Origin of the sequence: Paracandidimonas lactea, assembly GCF_021653995.1 — a bacterium.
Taxonomy (GTDB): domain Bacteria; phylum Pseudomonadota; class Gammaproteobacteria; order Burkholderiales; family Burkholderiaceae_B; genus Allopusillimonas; species Allopusillimonas lactea.
This window is the reverse complement of record NZ_JAJJOZ010000003.1, coordinates 76,677-98,399: the sequence shown is the minus strand read 5'-3', so window position 1 is coordinate 98,399 and position 21,723 is coordinate 76,677. Positions and strand designations below refer to the sequence as shown.

General features: G+C 62.0%; 19 protein-coding genes and 1 pseudogene. 5 read left to right on the top strand and 15 right to left on the bottom strand.

The window, feature by feature from the left end; translation table 11 throughout:
* Positions 1 to 135: 135 nt before the first annotated feature.
* Together LOL23_RS07310 and LOL23_RS07305 are read left to right on the top strand one after the other, a co-directional pair.
* Positions 136 to 2,562, top strand: coding sequence for a 3-hydroxyacyl-CoA dehydrogenase/enoyl-CoA hydratase family protein (locus tag LOL23_RS07310; protein ID WP_237173376.1), 2,427 nt, complete (start codon positions 136 to 138; stop codon positions 2,560 to 2,562).
* A gap of 139 nt (positions 2,563 to 2,701) precedes the next feature.
* Entirely contained in the window at positions 2,702 to 4,018 is a 1,317-nt protein-coding gene (locus tag LOL23_RS07305; RefSeq protein ID WP_237173375.1) for an acetyl-CoA C-acetyltransferase, read from the top strand.
* A gap of 206 nt (positions 4,019 to 4,224) precedes the next feature.
* Here the strand turns inward: LOL23_RS07305 and LOL23_RS07300 are convergent, their stop codons facing one another.
* Positions 4,225 to 5,205: a tripartite tricarboxylate transporter substrate binding protein BugE gene (locus tag LOL23_RS07300; RefSeq protein WP_237173374.1), complete on the bottom strand. Its 981-nt coding sequence runs from the start codon at positions 5,203 to 5,205 to the stop codon at positions 4,225 to 4,227.
* 23 nt (positions 5,206 to 5,228) lie between these two features.
* A complete protein-coding gene (locus tag LOL23_RS07295; protein ID WP_237173373.1) occupies positions 5,229 to 6,224 on the bottom strand; it encodes an alpha/beta fold hydrolase in 996 nt (331 codons plus the stop codon).
* A gap of 189 nt (positions 6,225 to 6,413) precedes the next feature.
* Between LOL23_RS07295 and LOL23_RS07290 the strand changes: the two genes are divergently transcribed.
* Positions 6,414 to 6,716: a hypothetical protein gene (locus tag LOL23_RS07290; protein ID WP_237173372.1), complete on the top strand. Its 303-nt coding sequence runs from the start codon at positions 6,414 to 6,416 to the stop codon at positions 6,714 to 6,716.
* Positions 6,706 to 7,602 (top strand): LysR family transcriptional regulator, encoded by an 897-nt coding sequence (locus LOL23_RS07285; RefSeq protein WP_160977011.1) that lies wholly within the window; start codon positions 6,706 to 6,708, stop codon positions 7,600 to 7,602. Before LOL23_RS07290 ends, LOL23_RS07285 begins: the two co-directional genes overlap by 11 nt.
* A 249-nt stretch (positions 7,603 to 7,851) precedes the next feature.
* On the opposite strand, the gene LOL23_RS07280 is transcribed toward LOL23_RS07285, so the two are convergent.
* The 10 genes from LOL23_RS07280 to infA form a co-directional block, all read right to left on the bottom strand.
* On the bottom strand, positions 7,852 to 9,153 hold the full coding sequence (locus tag LOL23_RS07280; RefSeq protein ID WP_237173371.1) for an ABC transporter substrate-binding protein: 1,302 nt from the start codon (positions 9,151 to 9,153) through the stop codon (positions 7,852 to 7,854).
* Between the two features lie 121 nt (positions 9,154 to 9,274).
* Positions 9,275 to 10,402, bottom strand: coding sequence for a zinc-dependent alcohol dehydrogenase family protein (locus tag LOL23_RS07275; RefSeq protein ID WP_237173370.1), 1,128 nt, complete (start codon positions 10,400 to 10,402; stop codon positions 9,275 to 9,277).
* A gap of 111 nt (positions 10,403 to 10,513) precedes the next feature.
* The gene (locus tag LOL23_RS07270) at positions 10,514 to 11,266 is read right to left on the bottom strand and encodes an SDR family oxidoreductase (RefSeq protein ID WP_160977017.1); all 753 of its coding nucleotides are present in this window, start codon (positions 11,264 to 11,266) and stop codon (positions 10,514 to 10,516) included.
* 15 nt (positions 11,267 to 11,281) lie between these two features.
* Complete coding sequence (locus LOL23_RS07265; protein ID WP_160977019.1) at positions 11,282 to 12,718, bottom strand: aldehyde dehydrogenase family protein; 1,437 nt, start codon at positions 12,716 to 12,718, stop codon at positions 11,282 to 11,284.
* Positions 12,715 to 13,395: an ABC transporter ATP-binding protein gene (locus LOL23_RS07260; RefSeq protein ID WP_160977021.1), complete on the bottom strand. Its 681-nt coding sequence runs from the start codon at positions 13,393 to 13,395 to the stop codon at positions 12,715 to 12,717. The genes LOL23_RS07265 and LOL23_RS07260 overlap by 4 nt, the downstream gene beginning before the upstream one ends.
* 3 nt (positions 13,396 to 13,398) lie before the next feature.
* Positions 13,399 to 14,139: an ABC transporter ATP-binding protein gene (locus tag LOL23_RS07255; protein WP_160977023.1), complete on the bottom strand. Its 741-nt coding sequence runs from the start codon at positions 14,137 to 14,139 to the stop codon at positions 13,399 to 13,401.
* A gap of 9 nt (positions 14,140 to 14,148) precedes the next feature.
* Entirely contained in the window at positions 14,149 to 15,120 is a 972-nt protein-coding gene (locus tag LOL23_RS07250; RefSeq protein WP_237173369.1) for a branched-chain amino acid ABC transporter permease, read from the bottom strand.
* Positions 15,120 to 16,040, bottom strand: coding sequence for a branched-chain amino acid ABC transporter permease (locus LOL23_RS07245; RefSeq protein ID WP_439652074.1), 921 nt, complete (start codon positions 16,038 to 16,040; stop codon positions 15,120 to 15,122). The genes LOL23_RS07250 and LOL23_RS07245 overlap by 1 nt, the downstream gene beginning before the upstream one ends.
* A 337-nt stretch (positions 16,041 to 16,377) precedes the next feature.
* Positions 16,378 to 17,970 (bottom strand): glucose-6-phosphate isomerase, encoded by a 1,593-nt coding sequence (gene pgi / locus LOL23_RS07240; RefSeq protein WP_237173368.1) that lies wholly within the window; start codon positions 17,968 to 17,970, stop codon positions 16,378 to 16,380.
* A gap of 233 nt (positions 17,971 to 18,203) precedes the next feature.
* Positions 18,204 to 18,458 carry a translation initiation factor IF-1 gene (gene infA / locus LOL23_RS07235; protein ID WP_160977027.1) on the bottom strand — a complete coding sequence of 85 codons (255 nt, stop codon included), beginning with the start codon at positions 18,456 to 18,458 and terminating at the stop codon, positions 18,204 to 18,206.
* A 499-nt stretch (positions 18,459 to 18,957) separates the two neighbouring features.
* Here infA and LOL23_RS19125 point away from each other — a divergent pair.
* Positions 18,958 to 19,029 (top strand): annotated as a pseudogene (locus tag LOL23_RS19125) (IS200/IS605 family transposase); the annotation flags it as partial.
* 78 nt (positions 19,030 to 19,107) lie between these two features.
* Here LOL23_RS19125 and LOL23_RS07225 read toward each other — a convergent pair.
* The 3 genes from LOL23_RS07225 to LOL23_RS07215 form a co-directional block, all read right to left on the bottom strand.
* Positions 19,108 to 19,842, bottom strand: coding sequence for an ABC transporter ATP-binding protein (locus tag LOL23_RS07225; protein WP_160977029.1), 735 nt, complete (start codon positions 19,840 to 19,842; stop codon positions 19,108 to 19,110).
* A gap of 136 nt (positions 19,843 to 19,978) precedes the next feature.
* Positions 19,979 to 20,728: an ABC transporter ATP-binding protein gene (locus LOL23_RS07220; protein ID WP_160977031.1), complete on the bottom strand. Its 750-nt coding sequence runs from the start codon at positions 20,726 to 20,728 to the stop codon at positions 19,979 to 19,981.
* On the bottom strand, positions 20,725 to 21,717 hold the full coding sequence (locus LOL23_RS07215; RefSeq protein WP_237173366.1) for a branched-chain amino acid ABC transporter permease: 993 nt from the start codon (positions 21,715 to 21,717) through the stop codon (positions 20,725 to 20,727). The genes LOL23_RS07220 and LOL23_RS07215 overlap by 4 nt, the downstream gene beginning before the upstream one ends.
* Positions 21,718 to 21,723: the final 6 nt, after the last annotated feature.

Sequence of the window (21,723 nt, the reverse complement as noted above, 5' to 3'; positions counted from 1 at the left end):
CTCACGCGGCCCGTCGGTTATCCAGTCCTTGTCGCGGCTTAGTGCATGCCGCGCGGGAATCCACTACTCTACTCTCTAACGAACGCGCGCGGCGCGGGTGCGTGCGCTGCGCAAGACTTTTCTACGGAGAGTGCTATGCAGTCCAGTTCATCGATGGCGGCGCCGCGGGCGCGTATTGGCAAGGTGGCGGTGTGCGGCGCGGGGGTGATGGGGGCGCAGATTGCGGCGCATTGCGTCAATGCCGGCATACCGGTTGTGCTGTTCGACCTGCCCGCCAAAGAAGGCGACAAAAATGGCATCGTCAACAAGGCGATTGCCAATCTACAGAAGCTGAACCCGGCGCCGCTGGGCGCGCCCGAGCTGGCGGGGCTGATTACGGCCGCGAACTACGAGGATGACTTGGCCCTGCTGGCGCAGTGCGATCTGGTGATTGAGGCGATTGCCGAGCGGCTGGACTGGAAGCGCGATCTATATCACAAGCTGGCGCCTGCGCTGCGGGCCGATGCCTATGTGGCCAGCAATACGTCGGGGCTGTCCATTACCAGTCTGTCCGATGCCTTGCCCGAGGCGCTGCGGCAGCGATTTTGCGGGGTGCATTTTTTCAACCCGCCGCGTTATATGAGCCTGGTGGAGCTGATCCCCACGGCGCACACTGAGCCGGCGATGCTGGACGAGCTGGAAAGCTTTTTGGTGTCACAGTTGGGCAAGGGGGTAGTGCGGGCCAAGGATACGCCAAACTTTATCGGCAACCGCATCGGGGTGTTCGGGATATTGTCTGTGTTTGCGCAGGCCGAGCGCTTTGGGCTGCCGTACGATCTTGTGGACGAGCTGACGGGCACGCGGCTGGGGCGGGCCAAGTCGGGCACCTTCCGCACAGCGGATGTGGTGGGGCTGGATACGCTGGCGCATGTGATCGGCACGATGCAAGCGCAATTGCCCGATGATCCCTTCCATACGCATTTTGCGGTACCACCCGTGCTGACGGCGCTGATCGGCCAGGGCGCGCTGGGGCAGAAGGCAGGCGCGGGCTTTTACCGCAAGGAAGGCAAGGCGATACTGCGGCTTGATCCGTCCACGAAGCAGTATGTGCCTGCCGGCGCGAAGGTGGACGACGCCGTGGCGGCGATCTTGGCCGAACGCGATCCGGCCAAGCGGTTGAAGGCGCTGCACGATTCCGATCACCCACAGGCGCAGTTTGTTTGGGCCGTGCTGCGCGACAGTTTCCATTACAGCGCGGTGCATCTGGCGGCTATCGCGGATACGGCGGCGCAACTGGATCTGGCGATGAAGTGGGGCTTTGGCCATGCGCAGGGGCCGTTCGAGATTTGGCAGGCAGCGGGCTGGCGCGACGTAGCGCAGTGGATACAGCAGGATATCGCGGCGGGCAAAGCACTGTCTGATGCGCCCTTGCCCGACTGGGCGCTGAGCGGTCCGGTATGGGAGGCGCAGGCGGTGCATACGCCGCAAGGTTCATGGAACCCGCGTGCGGGGCGATATGAAGGGCGCAATACGCTGCCGGTGTATGCGCGGCAGGTGGATGCGCCGCGACTGGTAGGCGAGGCACCTGCGCTGGCGCGCACGGTGGTACACGAGGACGAGGGCGTGGTGTGCTGGACGCTGCCCGCGCCACACCCCGCCGATGTGCTGATTGTGTCGTTCAAGACCAAGATGCATACCTTGAGCCCGGCAGTGGTGCGCGGGCTGGTGAAGGCGGTGGGCCTTGCCGAGGCCTCGTACGCGGGGCTGGTGATTGCGCAGCAGGGCGAGCCGTTTTCCGCGGGGGCGGATTTGAAGGCGCTGCTGCCGGTATTCGAGCAAGGCGGCGCGGCGGCGGTGGCGCCCATCGAGCGCGAGATGCAGGAGATGGTGCTGCGGCTGCGCTATGCGCAGGTGCCGGTGGTGGCGGGGCTGGCCGGCATGGCACTGGGCGGCGGCTGCGAGCTGTCTGTGCATTGCGCGGCGCGGGTGGCGCATTTTGAAACGTATATCGGGCTGGTGGAAGTGGGCATCGGCCTGGTGCCGGGCGCGGGCGGCTTGACGTACTGCGCCCGGCGGGCGGCTGAATTGCGTGCCCTGGGCGCACCCGAGGCGCCGCTGCTGGCTTTTCTGAAGGGGTTTGCGCTGTCGGTGGCCAGCGCGCGGGTATCGCGCTCTGCGCTGGAGGCGAAGGCGATGGGGTATCTGCTGCCATCCGACCCGGTGGTGATGAACCGGCACGAGGTCGTGTATGTGGCGGCTCGGCTGGCGCGGCAATTGGCCGACAGCAATTGGCGCCCACCCCTGCCGGCGCGCTTTCCCGTGGCGGGGCGCGACGGCATTGCCACGCTGAAGGCACAACTGCTGAATATGAAAGTGGGCGGGTTTATTTCGGATCACGACTTCCTGGTGGGCAGCCATGTTGCCCAAGCGATCTGCGGCGGCGATGTCGACCCCGAATCGCTGGTGGACGAGGCATGGATGATGCGGCAGGAGCGCGAAGCGTTTCTGACCTTGCTGGCGCACCCGAAGACGCTGGAGCGTGTGGTCGGGATGTTGAAGACGGGGAAGCCGGTGCGGAATTGAGTTGCCGTGCTGGGGCTGGCAGGCAGGCTGCCTGGCGTACTGCGTTTACTTATCTACCGAACCTTGGTCCACGATGGTTATTGCGATGCATTCATCAGTATCGAAACGCAGCGGGCGTTGCCCGCGAAAGGATTGAACCATGAGCGCTCTTCAACAGGCATATATCGTCGCCGCCACGCGCAGCCCCATCGGCAAGGCGCCCCGCGGTTTCTTTTCGCATACGCGGCCAGACGACTTGCTGGCCACGGTGATACGCGGCCTGCTGGCACAGGCGCCGGGGCTGGACCCCGCCGCGATCGAAGACGCCATCATCGGCTGCGCCATTCCTGAAGGCCCGCAGGGGCTGAATGTGGCCCGCATGGGGGTGTTGCTGGGCGGCCTGCCCGCGTCGGTGGCGGGCGTGACGGTAAACCGCTTTTGCGCCTCGGGCCTGACGGCGATTGCCATGGCGGCCGATCGCATCCGTGTGGGCGAGGCCGACGTGATTCTCGCCGGGGGCGTGGAGTCAATGAGCCTGGTGCCGACGATGGGCATCAATACCAGCTTCAGTCCTGCTTTGTTCGAGCACGATGAAAACCTGGGCATTGCCTACGGCATGGGGTTGACCGCCGAAGAGGTGGCGCGGCGCTGGAAGGTGTCGCGCGAAGACCAGGATGCCTTCGCCCTGCGCTCGCACCAGCGGGCCCTGGCGGGGCAGCAGGCCGGGGAGTTCTCGGACGAGATCCTGCCCGTGGAGGTGGTGCGGCGCACGCCGAATCTGGCGGCGTCTGATGCCGGTGGCGGTTCCAGCGCCGGCGCCGCGCAAAACGCTACTGAACAATCGGCTTCGCGGGATGGCCGCACGACGCGTGCGAGCCGCGCGGCTGGCGCTTCCTCAGGCCATGACGGCTTGGTCACTGAAACCCGCCGCGTTGTAACGCTGGACGAGGGGCCGCGCCCCGATACCAGCCTGGAAGCGCTGGCCAAGCTGCGGCCGGTGTTTGCGGCGCGGGGCAGCGTGACGGCGGGCAATAGTTCGCAGACGTCGGACGGCGCGGGTGCGCTGCTGGTGGTGTCCGAGCGCGCGCTGAAGGCCCACAACCTGACGCCCCTGGCGCGGTTCGTGTCGTTTTCGGTGCGCGGCGTACCGCCCGAGATCATGGGCATCGGCCCCAAAGAAGCCATCCCGGCAGCCCTGAAGCACGCCGGCCTGAAGCTGGACCAAATGGGCTGGATAGAGCTTAACGAAGCGTTCGCCGCCCAATCTCTGGCCGTGATCCGCGACCTGGGCCTGGACCCCGACCGCGTCAACCCCTTGGGTGGCGCCATCGCCCTGGGCCACCCCTTGGGCGCCACCGGCGCCATCCGCGCCGCCACCGTCATCCACGGCATCCGCCGCCGCATGCTCGACTACGGCATGCTGACCATGTGCGTAGGCACCGGCATGGGCGCAGCGGGGATTTTCGAGCGGGTTTAATCGCTACAGTTCGTTGCGCCACGGCCAAAGCGTGGGCCGTGGCGCAATGGCGTATGTGTCTCACCTTGCGTGAGCTGCGCAATAGTCTGCATGATTTCACATGCGTCTTCAATCCCCGCGTTATGCTCCAATGACGAAGCGGCGGCCGCTCTGTGAGCGGGCCGCCGCTTTTTTTGCTGCGTACTTTGGTGACGCTGCCGCGCCTATCAATCCAAGTTGATGTTGGATTCGGCTGCGACTTTCTTCCACTTGGCGATGTCGCTGACGATGACCTTGCGGAATTCGTCGGGGGTGTTTGCAACGACGGTGCCGCCTAGTTGGGCGAGTTTTTCCACCATGGCAGGGTCTTTCAGCGCCTTCACTGACGCATCATGCAGTTTGGCCTGGACATCCGCGGGCAGGCTTTTAGGTGCAAGCAAACCGTTCCACGCCTGGGCGTTGTAGTTGGCGATGCCGGCTTCCTTGAAGGTAGGCACGTTGGGCAGTTCGCTGGAGCGCGCTTCGGCCGCGATGGCAATGGGCTTTAGCTGGCCATTGCGGATGAAGGGCAGTTCGGCCGCGATGGGTTCCCAGATCATGACGACTTCGCCGCTGATCACGTCGGTGAACGCGGGGCCCGCGCCCTTATATGGAATGTGCAGCACGTTAACACCGGCGATGGACTTGAACAGTTCCATAGCGAGGTTGCCCAGGCCACCCGCACCGGAGGAGGCGTAGGTGTAGGCTTCGGGCTTGGCTTGCAATTCCTTGATCAGGCCGGCCATATCGTCGGCGGGAAAGCTCTTGGTAACGCTCAACACGCCGGGAATGGTCTCGATCAAGGTAATCGGCGTGAAATCCACCACGGGGTCATAGGGTAGCTTTTTGTAAACCGCCGCGTTGGAGCCATGGGTGCTGGACGAGGCCAACAGCAACGTGTAGCCATCGGGCGCGGCATCGGCGACGAAGCGCGTGCCGATAGAACCGCCGGCGCCAGCCTTGTTCTCGACGATCACGCTCTGGCCCAGCGCTGCGCCGAGGCGGTCGGCGAACAGGCGGCCGATGATGTCGGCCGTACCGCCCGGGGCGAACGGCACAATCATGCGGATGGGTTTCTCGGGATAGGCCGCGGCGGCGGAGCCCGGCGCGGCAAGGCTCAAGGCGCCCAGGCAGCCCAGCATCAGCGTGGAAAGGGTTTTGGACAGCATGTGATCTCCTTGGTGGTTGTGCGTCAGTCCTGGATGCTGCGTTGCAGCCACTCGCCGACCAGGCGGGCAATATCGCGGCTGTTGCGGTCGAGCATCATGAAGTGGGAGTTCCCACGAATTCCTTGTTCGGGCAGGTCGATCTGCGACGCTGGCGCGTGCCGCGCCAGACGGGCCCAGAAAACCTGCGCGTCATTGCGATAACCCGTCCAGACGGGGCTCTGCGCGAGGTGGTCGCCCCATATAGCCAGATGTGGCGCGTAGGCGTAGTCGACAGTTTCTGGCATGCCGGTAGGCTCCAGCGCCACGACGGCGCGAACCTGGGCCGGGCAGGCCTGAGCCACGCGCAGAGCGTAGCCGCCGCCCTGGCTGTGGCCGATGACAATGCACGGGCCGACCTTGCGCACCAGCGCCTCGTAGGCGTGCTGCTCCATGTCGGCGCGGCCGAGCCAGCGCGGCACAAACTGACTGGCGAACGCGTCGAAAGCGCCCACGGGGAACTGCTGGCCGGCATAAGGTACGCCGGCGCGCGGATCGTCCGCATATTGCTCCGGCGCGCCGATCCGAAACAGTGACCACGCTTCCTGGCGACTGCGGTACACAGGCAGGTCAGTGAGTGTGACGACAGGCATCTTGGCGGGCGGCATCTTGGCACGTGGCGTCCCGGTGGATGGCATCTCGGTAGGCGGCATGCTCGCGGAAGCGTCGGCCTGCGTGTGGACAGGCGCCCACACGGCGCCCTGCGGCGGTATCAGCCAGGGCGAGCGGCCGCGTTCGGGGCCATCGGACACCAGCACGTCGAAACCCATCTGCAGAAAATGCCACAGCCAGCCATCGCGGCCGTCGGGGGTCGCCTCCCATTGACTGCCGCACATGCCGCCGCCGTGCCAAAGCAGGATGGGATAGGGATAGCGGGGGTTTGCCAACCGGTATTCCTGCACGTAAAGCTGACCCACGACGTAACTGCCGTTCATGTCTACTTCGCGCGCCTGCGCCGCAGGGATGATCTGCCGTTTTTGCACAGGCAAGCCGCTTAGCGTGAGATCTGTTCCGCCGACGTAAAAGCTTTTGACACTGCGGAGCGTGATGGTTTCCGGGGGCATTTCGAGTAAAGGCGCTGTGATGTCTGTTATCGCTGTAATAGCTGCTGTTGCTGTAATAGCTGCCGCCACTGTTTTGGCTGTGGCGGCAGTTGCCACTGGGAACCTCATATGGCGGTGATGGCCCTGGTGATTTGCCTCACGATGAACGATTCGCGGGCGAACAAAATGTATCAACATGCTAATGCGTCGATGCGTGGCGACTGTGCTTTTTACACCCTGGCTGTGCCAAAATGGCACAATGACAAGCTCGGCACTTCACCTTTTTCTTCTCTGCCCTCCTGCCCCAACAACCCGGTAATTTTCGCAAGCGCGATACACCCCAACGATCCGGCAGGCCCCAAAGACGCCATGAATCCTCCCAACAACCATCGTCAATCCCCCACAATCATTCACGCTCATCATGCAAGTTAAATGGCTGGACGACTTCGTGGCGTTGGCGAACTCGCCTTCGCTGTTTCACGCCGCGCAGGCGCGCAACGTAACGCACCCGGCGTTCGGGCGACGCATACGAGCACTGGAAGAATGGGCCGGTGTGCCCCTGCTGGATCGAGGGCCACAGGGCGTGGCCCTGAACGCCGCGGGCCGCGCATTTCTGGCATCCGCTACCGAGATACTGGATATCCTGCGCGACACGCGCGCCGCGCTGCACGAACCCGCGCACGAGCGCGTGCGCAAGGTGCACTTTGCCTCGGGCCGCACGCTGTCGCACTCTGTATTGCCGCCGCTGCTTACCCGTGTGCGCAAAGCCATGCCCACTTTCCAGGCCCAGGTCACCACTACCAGCCTTCAATATGGCATCGACATGCTGATGGACGGACGCGCCGATCTTCTGCTGTGCCATGCGCACGAAGCCCTGCCTGAAAAGGTGGACACGCGCGACTACGCCTACCTGCGCGTGGGCCGCGACAAACTAGTGGCCGTGAGCGCCCCGCTGCCAGGCGCTCATCCCCGCTACCGCGTGCCACGCGGCGCCCACGACGCCGCCGTGCCCTTCCTGGACTTCGCCCCCGTCATGTCACTGGGACGCATCCTGCGCAGCCGCCTGCACGCCATCTGCCCCAGCGAGCGGCTCGACGCAGTGTACGAATCAGACTTGGCCGAAGCCATCCACGCCATGGCCCGCGAAGGCGCCGGCCTGGCCTGGCTACCGCTATCGCTGGTGCGAGGCGATCTCGAAAATGGCACGCTCGTACGCGCCGATACTGCGTCATCCGACATCGACATGGAAATCCGCCTGTATCGCGCGCGCCGCAACCCCAAGACGATAGTGCGAGTGATTTGGGAGGTGCTGGGGTAGATGCTGTTGCCGCCCCATTCGCCCTTGCGGGCGAGCCGGTATTACACCGACGCTAGCGACTACATATCGCACTTGCCATTGGCGACCGTACGGCAAGGTATCAACCTGGCGGCAAATATCTTCCGCAATAGGCAACGCGGCAGGCATTGCGTAATGATGTAAAAAAACCCCCTGCTTGTGAAGGCAGGGGGTAAAGGTTTCGACAGGTAATTCGGCGCGCTGGGGCGCCCTGTCTTGTTGCTTGTTTGCTTACTTGAACGTAGTGATCTTGTCGCTCTTGAGCATGTCGGGGCCGACGTTTTTGTCGATCCAGGCCAGCGAGTTTTCACCTACGGGCGGCGTGATGAGTTCGGCGGGGATGATGGCCATTTTCTCGAGCACGCGGAATTTATACTTGTCACTGGCCTTGGTGATGCCGAACAGTTGCGCTTCCAGTGCCTGGCCATCTTTGCGGGTGAGCGAGATTTCCCGCCCGAAGCCCTTGAAGGTGATGTCGTGCATGGCCGCTGCGACTTGCTCTGTGCTGGGCCAGTTGCCGCCATTTTCCTTGATTGCTTTTTCGTAGCCCGCTTTCAGGCCGTATAGCGCCTGCGTCATGTGATAAACCGGATAGATGGGATAGGCGCCGGTCTTATCGTGGAATTTCTTGACAAAGGCCTGATGCGCGGCATCGTTGGCGGTTTCGGGATGCAGGAAGTAGTGGTCGCCGCGCGCGCCGACGATCACCCCTTCAGGCAGGGTATTGCCAAGGCGCTCGAGCGAGCTTTCGGCCAGCGGCAGCACGAAGGTGGAGTTCTTGAACAGGTTGCGCTGCGCGGCCTGGCGCACGAAGTTGTCCAGATCACCCCCCCAAGAGGTGGACAGGATCACATCGGGGCGCAAGGCCTGAAGGCGACTGATCTCGGTCGAAAAATCCGCGGCACCAAATTTGGGGAACATCTCGGCGACCACCTTCACATCCGGCTTGAACTTCTTGAGCGCGGCCAGGAAGATCTCGCGTGAGTCGCGGCCCCAGGCATAGTCTTGGTTGACGATGGCCAACGTCTTGAAATCGGGCTTTTGCTTCATCAAGTAAAGCACGGCAGCCATCATTTCGGTTGTGGCATTGGCGCCGGTGCGCACCGCATACTTCAATTCTTTCTGCTCCAGAACTTTCTCGGTACCACAGTCCCACAACACGGTAAGCTGCTTGAGATCCTCGGCGACGGGGGCCACGATGTTGCAGTGGCCGCTGGAAATCGCGGAAAGCATCACATCGGTGCCACCCTCTGACAGGCGCCGATATTCGGACAGCAGTTTTTCACCGCCGCCACCTTCATCGATATAGGTATGGCTGATCTTGACGCCCCCAATGCCACCCTTGGCGTTCAGGTCGGCAATCAGGATATCCGCCGCATCGCGCGCAGGTACGCCGAATACAGAGGCCGAACCCGACAGGTATGTCGAGATGCCGAGCTTGAGTTCCTGCGGTTTCTCGGCCGCATTGGCGGTGCCACTGCCGAGTAGAGCAGCGATGGTCAGTGAAAGTGTGGCGAGTTTTTTGTTCAACATGTGGTGTCTCCCCTCTCCGTGGTAAACGGTGAAAAATAAGCGGTCCACTTCTGGACAGGGCATGTGCCACTGATTACAACGGGCGGCGCCCTGAAGCCTGGTCTTGCCAATGAATGCTTTATCAATCAAACACAATCGCGTCGCGCAGGCTGCTGCCCGACGCAAGGTGATCAAAGCCTTCGTTCACCTGATCGAGCGTGAACGACTGACCCAGCATTTTGTCGACCGGCAGGCGGCCGAGTTTGTAAAGCCCGATGTAGCGGTTGATATCAATGGCCGGAACACCCGAGCCCAAGTAGCTGCCGCGAATCTCGCGCTCTTCGCCCACCATTTGTGCCAGCGGCAGCGTGAAGCCCATCTTATGATTAGGCAAGCCCGACGTGATGGTTGAGCCGCCTCGGTCTGTCAGTGTGTAGGCAGTGGTGAAGGCAGGCACGGCACCGGCCATGTCAAAGCCGTAGTCCACGCGCCCCCCGGCCGCGTCGACCAGCGCCGCGTCGCTTTCGATATTGCGCGGGTTGATGACATGCGTGGCGCCCAGCTCGCGCGCTAGCGCAAGCTTCTCGTTGCTGAGGTCCACTGCCACTACGCGGCGCGCACCCGCCGCCACGGCGGCAATCAAGGCGCTAAGGCCGACACCGCCCAAGCCGACGATGGCCGCAGTATCGCCCGCCTTGATGCGCGCGCGGTTGAGCACTGCGCCGGCGCCGGTAAGCACGGCGCAACCGAACAGCGCCGCCTCGCGGTGCGTGAGACCGGTTTCAACTTTGACACAAGAGCGCCGCGACACCACGGCATACTCGGCAAAACACGAAACGCCGGTATGGTGATTGAGATAACCGCTGCCATCGTGCAGGCGGCGCTCACCGCCCAGCAGCGTGCCCTTGGTATTGGCGGCCGCGCCGGGCTCGCATAGTGCCGGGCGCCCGCGCATACAGGGCGCGCAGCAGCCGCAGCTGGGCACAAACACCATGATGACATGGTCGCCCGGTTTCAGATCGGTGATACCTACGCCCACTTCCACTACCTCTGCCGAGGATTCATGTCCCAATACCATGGGCATGACGCGCGGCCGGTCGCCGTTGATGACGGATAAGTCTGAATGGCAGAGCCCGGCCGCCTTTATCTTGACCAGTACCTCGCCAAACGCTGGTGGATCAAGCTCGACCTCGGTGATATCCAACGGACGGCTTTTGGCGTAAGGAGCGGGTAGACCCATTTCCCTGATTACGGCGGCCCTGATTTTCATGTTGAAACCTCCAGTCGTATTCATGTAGTGGCGGCATATTCATGCGTACGGACGCTCCAGTGCAGCGCATATGCGCATGCCTGCGGGCACCGCACGCCCACACCCTGCGTTTTACACTGTTCGCCCGCCGTCTACCGGAAATTCCACACCATTGATGAAGTTGGCGGCATCGCTGGCCAGGTACAGCGCAGCGGCGGCCACGTCGTCCGGCATGCAGAAGCGGCCCATGGGGATAGTGGACACAAACTTGGCACGATTCTCAGGCGTGTCGGGCAAGCCCATGAAGAGTTCGAACATGCCTGTAATACCCATCACCGGGCAGATGGCATTGACACGGATGTTTTCAGGCCCGAGCTCGACGGCCATGGACTTGGACAACACATTGACCGCGCCCTTGGACGCGTTGTACCAGCTCAGCCCCGGCCGGGGGCGAATGCCCGCAGTGGACCCGATGTTAAGGATCACGCCCTTGCCCTGCTTACGCATGACGGGCACCACGGCCTGCGCCATGTGGTAAATGGACTTGACGTTGATAGTGAATATGCGGTCAAACATCTCTTCGTCCACATCCAGCATGGGCTGGTTCTTGTGCGTAATGGCGGCATTGTTGACGACAATATCTACGGCACCGAACTGCTCCAGGGTAGATGCAACCAGCGCATCAATGTCGGCGCGCTTGCCCACATCTGTGTGCATCATCAACGCATCGCTGCCAATTTCCGCTGCGACGCGGCGGGCCGCGTCAGCATTAATGTCAGCGATAACGACCTTGGCACCTTCCTTGGCATACAGCTTGGCAATGCCTTCGCCAAACCCGCTGCCGCTGCCTGTGACGATTGCTACTTTGCCTGCTAATTGACTCATCTCTGCCTCCGCTGATTATTCGCCGTGAAAGTGCACAATGGTTTTGATAGTGCTCATTTCTTCCAGAGCGATGAAGCCTTTTTCGCGGCCGTGGCCGCTGCGCTTGACGCCGCCAAATGGCAGCTCCACGCCACCGCCCGCGCCAAAGCCATTAATGTAAATCTGGCCCGCTTGCATGCCCTTGGCCACGCGCTGCTGCCTGTTGCCATTGGCGGACCAAACCGCGCCCATCAGGCCGTACGCCGTAGCATTGGACAGGCGGATCGCTTCTTCTTCATCATCGAAAGGCACGGCCACCAGCACGGGCCCAAAGATTTCTTCGGTGAGCAGGCAGCTACTGTGGTCCGGCGCCCGGAACAGCGTCGGCGTCACGAAATAGCCGCCTTCAGGCACGCCGTCGGCAATCGCGCCCTGTGCAATGATCTCCAGACCGTCTTTCCTACCTTGATCGATGTAGCGGTTTACACGGTCGAACTGCGATTTATTGACGAGCGGGCCGCACATCAGATCCATGTCGGGCGTGCCCGCGCGCGCCTTGGAAAACTCGACAGCGAGCGCGTCCATGAAAGCGTCGAAGATCGATCGCTGTACCAGCAGACGACTGCCAGCAGTGCAGGTTTGCCCCGTGTTGTAGACGATGCCCTTGACAATGGCGGGCACTGCGCGCGAAATATCAGCGTCGTCGAACACGATATGAGCCGACTTACCACCCAGCTCGAGTGTACATTTCACGGCATTTACCGCCGCAGCCTGCTGGATCAGCACGCCGACTTCGTTCGAGCCAGTAAACGAGATAAAGTTGATGTCGGGGTGCTTGGACAACGCCGCACCAGCCTCTTCACCCAGGCCAGTCACTATGTTCAGCGCACCAGCGGGAAAGCCCACTTCCTGCGCCAGCTCGGCCACGCGCAACACTGACAGGCAAGCATCTTCAGCGGGCTTGACGACCACGGCATTACCCATGGCCAGCGCCGGCGCCGCGCTGCGGCCAAACATCTGGGCCGGGTAGTTCCAGGGGATGATGTGCGCCGTCACGCCCAGTGGCTCGCGCACGACCTGCACAGCGTAGCCATTGAGAAAAGGCAGTGTCTGGCCGTGCACCTTGTCGGCGCCGCCGCCGTAGAACTCGAAATAACGCGCCAGCACCGCGACGTCAGCGCGCGCCGTGGAAATCGGTTTGCCGGTATCGCGTGCTTCAAGCTGGGCCAGTTCTTCGAGGTTATCGAGAATCCGCTGGCTGAGTTTCTGCATAAGACGGCCTCGCTCAAACGCAGCAAGCTTGCCCCAGGCGCCACTCAGGGCGGCGCGCGCCGCCTTCACGGCGCGGTCAACGTCTGCCGCGCGGCCACGCGGGATGGTGGCAAACACCTTCCCATCCACAGGCGAAAGTACATCCAGCGTCGCGCCATCGAGCGCGCCGGTTTTCTGGCCATCGATAATCATCTGCGTCATTGCTCAGCCTCTTGGGTAGTCGTCAGGCATTCCATGGCGCCGCGTTCGATCATCCACGTCTGGTCAGGGATATCACCCAACAGTTTGATATTTGATTCAGTGACGATCACGCACAGGTCTGGCTGCACGGCCTTCAGGCGCGCGAGCGACTCGGTGTAATCATGCGCCAGCTTGGGCGCCAGGCCCTGGTAGGGTTCATCCAGCAGCAGCGCGCGTGTGCCCACCATCAGCGCCCGGCCCAGCGCCACCATCTTGCCCTGTCCGCCCGATAGCCCTGCGCCCGAACGGCGCAGCATGGACTCGAGTTGCGGCACAACTTGCAGCACACGCTGCAGGCGAGCGTCGGTGTCGGCACGCGCGAGCTTTTGCGTGTCACAGGGCAGGCGCAGGTTTTCCTCCACCGTCATTGTGGGGAAGATAACCCGGCCCTCCGGTGAATAACCGATCTGGTGGGCGGCACGGGCATGGCCAGGCAGGCGGGTGAGCTCGATATCGTCAAGAAACACCTGCCCCGACTGCACGGGAATCAGGCCCATGATGGCGCGCAGCAGCGTCGTTTTGCCCGCGCCGTTGCGGCCGACGATACCAATGGTGCTCGCGCGTTCAAATGTTGCAGTGACGTTGCGCAAAATACGGTTACCCGCGAGGTCAACATTGAGTTGGCTGATCTTGAGCATGGGTCAGGTTCCGAGTACTTCGCTTTTGATGCGGGGGTTATTTAATACGTCGGCGGGCGCGCCGTCTGCCACCACAGCGCCCGAGATCCATGCAGCAACCCGTGTCGCGTATTTGGCGACGATGTCCACATCGTGCTCTACAAACCAACTGGTTACCTTGCGCTGATCGAGCGCGTTCATCACCGTTTGCATGAGGCCGTGCTTGTCTTCGGAAGCAACGCCGCTGGTAGGCTCGTCCATGATGATGAGCTTGGGCCGCAGCGCAAGCGCCATCGCGACGTCAAGCAGTTTGCGCTTGCCTTCGGGCAGTTCAACGGACAGCACATCAGCGTCATGTGCAAGGCCGACAAGGTCGAGGGTTTCATCCACTTCGCGCCCGTCAACTGTACTGGACAGCGAACGAAACCAGCTGAGGTCTTTGTTTTGGCGCGCCGCCGCGATCTGTATGCACTCCCGCACAGTATGCTCGGTGAAAAGCTGAGGCAACTGGAATGATCGGCCCACACCCAGACGCACGATCTTGCGCGGCGTCATGGCTGTAATATCGACGCCGTCGAAGTAAACCTTGCCTGAGGCGGGCTTGAGATAGCCTGTGCAGATGTTGATGAATGTCGTTTTGCCGGCTCCGTTCTGACCGATTACCGCCAGCCTTTCGCCACTGTGCAGCTCGAAATTGATATGGTCCGCGGCGATAACGCCGCCGAACGCCAGATACAGGTCTGTTGTCTTGATGAGTGGTTGCATATCATGCACCTATGCATTCACACGCTGGGCAACCTTACCGGCAAACCCTTTGGGTGTTTTTTTCACACGCCGGCTGATTTCGCCGACAAACCCCATGGGAAACATGAAAATCACAATCACCAACGTAGCGCCCAGCACAAACTGCCACAGCCCCGGGAAATACGCCGCCGACAGGAGCTTAACGGCCTCAAACGCGATGGCCCCGAGGAAGGCGCCCGCCGCATGGCCCGCGCCGCCCAGGATCGTGATGAACACGTACTCTCCCGAGCGCAGCCACGCGCCAATCTCTGGCGTGACCAAACCCTGCATCAGCGCAAGAATGGCGCCCGACAAGCCGACTACAAAAGCGGACAGCAAATAGCCCTTCCACATGACGTGATGTGCGGAAAAGCCCAAGTACTCGAGACGGGTTTCATTGGTTTTGATGGCCGCCAGCGCTTCTCCGCTACCCGACTTGAAATAGCGCTGCACCCATACCGCAAGCAACAGGCACAGTAGCAGCGTGAACACAAGAAGCGCCTGTTCAAAACCGCCGCGGTCGAGCTCCATGCCGACAAAGGTAGGGCGCACGACACGGATGCCATCGGTGCCACCGGTGATTTCGTAAAGCTTGCCGAGCAGCGCGAACAGCACCATGCTGAGCGCCAGATTGAGCATACCGAAAAAAATACTGCGGTAGCGCACGATGAAAATGCCGATGACAGCGCTGGCAGCCAGGCTGGCAAGCGTGCCCGCTGCGATTAATACGACGGCATCCAGGCCAGGATAGGCGCGGGCCAGAAACGCCACGGTATAGGCGGAGATACACGCATACATGGCATGGCCGAACGATACTTGCCCCGCGCGCACCATGACAGATACACCCAGCGCCGCAATTGCATATGTCAGACCAATGACAATGGGAGTGATCGTCCAGGGCAGTAACAGACCCGACGCAAGAGCCGCCAACGCGGCAGCTATGCTGAGTACCGGAATAAGCATCAGATCGTCCTCGCCTGCGCTACCGTGAATAAGCCATGCGGTCGCACGATCAGCACTGCAACCATGATGATGTACGGTACGGCCACTTCGAATTCAGGCGCCATATATACGGCGATGGCACGGACGATGCCGATGAGCAGCGAGGCGACCAATGCCCCGCTGACCTGGCCCAGACCCGCCGTGGCGACCACGGCAAACGACAGCACAATCATGTCTGTGCCCGCCCCGGGTACGAGCGATGTGGTGGGGGCAGCCATGGCGCCGCCCATAACACCCAGCACAGCGCCGATTACAAAGGTGACAAAGCCAATTTTGCGGGCGTTGATGCCCAGCGCTGTAGCGATTTCACGGTTGTGCGTGACAGCGACGGTCTGTTTGCCCAGCCGGGTGCGCTTGAGAAAGTATTCAAGCAGCATATACGCGATGAGTGCCGTGAGCGGTACGATGACCAGTTGGTAAGTGGTGTAGGTGATATTGCCCAGTTCGATGTTGCCGAGTCGGCTCACAACCTCGCTTGCGCTATACGGCTGCGCGCCCCAAATCAGGCGCTGGATGTCTTCAAGCATGAGAAAGCCGCCAAAGGTGATAAGCAGCTTGAGGGTAGGATCGTAGCCATGCGCGCGGCGGATGAGGACGATCTCCATCAACCCGCCCAGCACCACGCCAACCACCAACGCCGTGGCAAATAGCGTCAACAGCGGCAGCACGGCGGATTCTGTGGTGGGCGCCAACATCATCACAAAGGTGGATGCCGCATAGCCACCGAAGGCATAAAAGGCGCCGTGCGCTACATTGAGTATGCCCATGACGCCGAAGATGAGCGTCAGGCCCATGGATACCAGGAACAATAGGCTGGCGTAGGCAATGCCATCGATCAACGCCAGTGGCAGTATGTCGAAAAACAAGGTGTCTCCCCCCATGATGCGTGCCTTGTGAGCACGTCGTCGTGTGCGGGTGTGCGGGTACCGCCCGGCCATGCATGTGCGGTATGCCACGCCCCCGCGGAGAGTGGCTGCGTTATTGTTGTTGCGCTGCCTCCTCTCGCTCAACGCAGTGTAGAGGGATCAATCCACGCCCGGTATTTCTCTTTTTGAAAGGCGGGGTTTTTGGCCTGTTTACGCTAGGGATAACACGGAGAAGGCCTTGAAGTGCGCGAGGACGGCGTCTGGCGGCAAACCATTGTTATTCATTATGTGGCGCTTTGAAGGACAAGGCAAGGCGCCGCGCCACTGCATGCGGTGGCGCGGCAATGGTCGGTCAGCGCTGCGCTGTGCCCGCCAGCTGCTGCACCCAATAAGCCGTTGAAGCATCGTGCCCCGGATCGGCGGGAACTGCGCCGGCCAGCTCATTGGCGATACCCGTGGCCAGCACTTTGCCAAATTCAACCCCCCACTGATCGAAAGGGTTGATGCCCCAGATCAAGCCTTGCACAAAGACCTTGTGCTCATAAAGGGCCAACAGCGCACCGAGGGCGTAGGGGGACAGGCGGGGCAACATAATGAGGTTGGAGGGGCGGCCGCCCGCGTGCACCTTGTGATGGGCGAGCCATTGAGCGCGATCTTGCGGCATGCCGGCGTCCAGGCATTCGCGCAGCGCGTTGTCGTACGATTTGCCCTTGAGCAGCGCCTCGCGCTGGGCCAGGCAGTTGGCCAAGAGGATGCGATGGTGTTCGGCCCAACCGTGATCCGCGTGACGGCATACGATGAAATCGACGGGCGCGCCGTCGCTGCCCTGGTGCAGCCACTGGAAGAAGGTGTGTTGCGCGTCGGTGCCTGGCATGCCCCACACGGCGGGGCCGGTTGGCACCTCTACCCGACCGCCAGCCAGGTTTGCGGACTTGCCCAGCGATTCCATTTCGAGTTGCTGGATATAGGGCACCAAATCTGCAAGGCGGAAGTCGTAGGGGGCGATGTTGAGCGAGCCATAGCCCAGCACGCTGCGGTTCACGATACCCGAAATGGCCATCTGCACCGGGGCGTTGTCGTCGATATCGGCCTGTGCGAAGTGCGCGTCCATGGCGGCAGCGCCGGCCTGCATGCCGGCGATGACGTCCATATCGCACGCCAGGCCGGTGGTGAGGCTGACGGCCGACCACAACGAGAAGCGGCCGCCGACCCAATCCCACAACTTGAAGACCTGGGCGCTGGGCACACCCCATTTTTCGGCCACATCGGGCCGCGCGGTGATGGCCACGATGTGGTCATGGGGATTCTGGATACCTGCTGCGCGCAGCCACTCCAGCGCGCGTTCGCCGTTCTTGAGCGTTTCGGTGGTGGTGAAGGATTTGGACGCCATGACGATAAGGGTGTCGTGCGGATCGAACCCCGCCAACCCGCCCTGCATGGCGTGGCCGTCGATATTGGCAACGAAATGGGCTGTGCGCCAGGCGCGGGCATAGCCGAAGGCATTGACGGCCAGCCGCACACCCCAATCACTGCCGCCGATGCCAATGTGGACGATGCTGCGCCAGCGGCGCTCGGAATCTGCCTGGCGCACGAATTCGGTGAGACGTTGGCGCTCGGTCGTTACCTCTTCGTCGGGGTCCGGCTCGCGCAGGCTGGTATGCCAGGCGGCACGCCCTTCGGTGATATTGACGATGCCGCCGTCCAGCAATTGCGCCCGCACGGCCTCGAATTTGCGCACCTCGAGCAGCGCGCGCGCTGCCTGCGCCAGTTCGGGCGAATAGCCCTGGCCGCTGATGTCCACATCCAGCCCGGCCGCGCTCAGCACGCGCAAGCGGCCGGTATGGATAGGCGAATTGGCAGCGGCGCGCTCAAACGCGGCCCATTGCGGCAATGTGTGCAGCGGCTGAAAGTTCTCGAGCTGGCTGGTGAGCGAATCGCTGTTCAATGCATACCCCTGGGTGTCTGTCTTGCTGTTGTTTTCGGCATTGTAATGCCAGCAAATTAGAGGCCCAGAGAGAAAGAGACGGTACGACGCAGGCGCCGTACAGATGGCGAGCAGCCCCTGACGCGGGTATTGGGTGTTGGGTGCGGGGTGTAGCGGCTACAGCGCCGCAATCACCAAGCGGCCGGCAACCGCTGCAACAGCGTGCCTGCCAACTGATGATTGCAGGCCATGTCTTAGCGGCGGCGGGTCGCTGGACCGGGGGCGCGGCCTGCAATGTGACGGAAGGTGATGCGGCCTTTGGTCAAGTCGTAGGGCGACATCTCGAGCGAAACTTTGTCGCCGGCGAGGATACGGATATGGTGCTTGCGCATTTTGCCGCCGGTGTAGGCGACGATAGGGTGGCCGTTGTCCAGGGTGACGCGGAAGCGGGAATCGGGCAGCACTTCGGTAACGAGACCACCCATTTCGATGAGTTCTTCTTTAGCCATAATTTCTCCTGTAAAAATGCCAATAGCGGTGCGCGGCCACGGCACGCAATGTGCCATTGCCACAGGCTGGCCCTTGCAGGTGCAAGGGCCGCCACCGCGCGATGCGGGGTAGTAGAATGCTGTGCGGCGCTTGCAATGAAGCGCCACATGCTGCGCTCGCGCCAGGCGCGAACGTGTAAGGGAAATGCGAAGCAGCGCGCAAGACCTGCTGGTTTACCGTGCGACGAAGCGGAAAGGCGCGTGGCGGTACTGCGGTACGCGGTTGACAAGCCTGAGAGCCTTGCGGCCGACCGTGATGGCTTGGTGTCGAGGGAACCTTGTGGAGGCTACTTTTTGCTTGCGGGGCAAGCAGTTAGAAGCGCTATGTTACCACGCAACCGGTTTCAAGGCCAGCCCTCAGTGCCCCATCTTCAACACCCGCGTGGAAGTCCGTGCCTGAACCCGTGCCTGCGCCTGAACCCGTGCCTGCGCCTGTGCTGTAACCGTGGCAGATGTCGATGCCGGTAGCTGTGGCGGTGCGCCCATTGAAGTCATCCGCCAGTACATCGAACAGCAGCGGACGCCGCATTAGCTGCGTGTAGGACGCCTACGGCGTCCGCGCTATCCTTCCCCGCCCTGAAGGGGGAGGTTTGCCGCGCATCTGATCAAATCAAAAGTTGATGCCCAGCCATTCCTTCACCTGTGCATGCAAGTCACCGCGGAACTCGTCCGGGGAGCCAGAGGCGGTGATTTCGCCCAGGCTAAGGACGTAGACGTGGTCGGCCATGCCGACTACGCGGCGCACGTTGTGGTCGACGAGCAGGATACCCATGCCGTCTTCGGCGAACTGGCGGATCCATTGGAAGATTTCCCCGGCAACCTTGGGCGCGAGGCCGATGCTGGGCTCGTCGATCAAGCAGACGCGCGGCCGCATCATGTAGGCTTTGGCGAATTCCAGGGATTTCTGTTGCCCGCCCGATAGGTCGCCGGCCTGGGCGTTCAGTTTCTCGCGCAGCATGGGGAAGCGCTGCAGGGTGTCGTCAAAGCGCTGCTCAAGCACCTTGCCGAAGGTTTTGCTGCGGCCTTCGAGGGCCAGACGCAAGTTGTCGCGCACGCTCATGAAGGGAAACAGGCTGGACTCCTGCGGGATGTACCAGAGGCCTTCGTCAATGAGGGTGTGCGGGGCGCGGCCGGTAATGGGCTTGCCATTCAGGCGCACGGCGCCTGCCTTGGGGGTGAGGAAGCCGTAGATTGTTTTGAACAAGGTGGATTTACCGGCGCCGTTCAAGCCGATGAGGCCGGCAATGGCGCCGGCGTGCACGGCCAGCGATACGTTGCGCAGCACGTCGATGTCGCCCATATAGCCTGAGGTGACATTTTCCATTTCTAGCACTGTTTCGGGCATTCCACGTTTCCTGTGCGACTGATGTTTATTGTCCAGAACTGATGTTTATTGTCCCGTTGAAGCACCTTGGCGGGTTGCACGTTTGCTGCATTTTTCAAGCCATCGCCCGCGCCTGCGTCCGCATAGGGCTTTGCACTCACCCCGTCAAGGAATGCTCCGCCGCCTCGCCCACAGGTGTTTCGCCAAGGTAAGCTTCGATCACGGCGGTGGACTGCAGCACGTCGTGCGTGGGGCCTTCGGCCAGCACTTTGCCCGCATTCATGCACACCGAGCGCGGACACAGGTCGACAATCACCGGCATGTCGTGGCTTACCAGTACAAAGGTCTGCCCCGCCTCGTTGCGGCGGCGGATGAATGCGGACATGATGTCCTTCATCACCGGGTGCACGGCAGCGAAAGGCTCGTCCAGCAAGGCGATGCGGGGCGGCACCATAAAGCAGGCGCCAAACTCCAGCAGCTTGCGCTGCCCCCCCGACAACTGCCCGGCGTCCAAATACATCACGTGTTCCAGTTTCAGCTCGGCCAAAAGCGCGTCGGCACGATCGTATGACTGTGTCTGAGACAAGCCCTGCGCCAAGCCGCACACCACCAGATTGTCGAAGGCGCTCATGCGGTTGAAGACGCGCGTCATCTGGAACATGCGCTGTACGCCCAGGCGCGCGAGCTGGGTGGGGTTCTTGCCCAATACGTCTACGCCATCGAGGCGGATGGCGCCGCGATCGGCCGACAAGTGGCCCGACAGCATATTGAGCAGCGTGGTTTTGCCCGAGCCATTGGGCCCGATCAGGCCGAGCAGTTCGCTGTCATGCACTTCCATGCTCACGCCGTCAACGGCGCGCAAGCCGCCGAAGCTGCGGGCGAGGCCTTCTACCACCATCAGCGTCATGATGCCTCCTTGCGGGTGATGGGCGTGCCGCCGCCGGCGGCAGGTTTACCGGAGAAGAGGCGCCGCACCAGGCCCCACAGGCCTTCGCGGAAGAAGCGCGCAAAGATGATGACCAGCAGTGCGAACACAATCATCTGTATGCCGCCCACATCGCGCAGCAATTCGGACAGCACGTACACCAGCAACGCACCAATGAGCGGGCCCACCAAGGTATTCATACCACCGATGACGACCATGGCAATGACCAGGCCGGTTTGCGCGATCAGGCCCAGCTCGGGGCTGACGAGGCGCGCGAAGGTGCCGTACAAGCCACCTGCAAAGCCACAGATGGCGCAGCTCATGAAGAAACAGATCGTCTTGCACCGCACAGTGTCGATGCCGCGGCTGGCGGCGCCGATCTCATCGTCGCGTATGGCCTGCAGAAAGCGACCCAACGGCATGCGCAAAGTAATGTAGATGACACCGGTGACCAGCGCCAACGCGGCCACGAAGATGTAGTAATAGGCCACCCGGCCGTCCACAATGGCCGGCACGTTGAGCCCCTGGTCGCCACGCGTGAAATCGATTGAGTTGTAGATGACCAGCCGCAGGATCTCGGCGAAAGACAGTGTGGTAAGCGCCAGGTAGGCGCCGCTCAGGCGCAGCACAATGCGGCCCAGCACCAGCCCGATGACGCCGGGGATGATGATGGCCATCGGCAGGCCTATCCACAGCGGCACCTGGTAATGGTGGGCCAGCAGGCCGGTGCTGTAGCCGCCCAGCATGGCAAAGGCCGCCGGCGCCAGGGAGAACTGCCCGGCGTAGCCCGCCAGCAGGTTCCAGCCCGACGACAGCATCGCAAAGTACATGCTCACGATCAGCACGCCCAGCCAGTATTGCGACTGCACCACGACCGGCAACACCGCCAGTACGGCAAGCACGATCAGGCTGAGCACGAATTCGCCGCGCAGTTTGCGGGCGTGAAGATTGGGGTGGGTATGGCTTCGCATATGTGC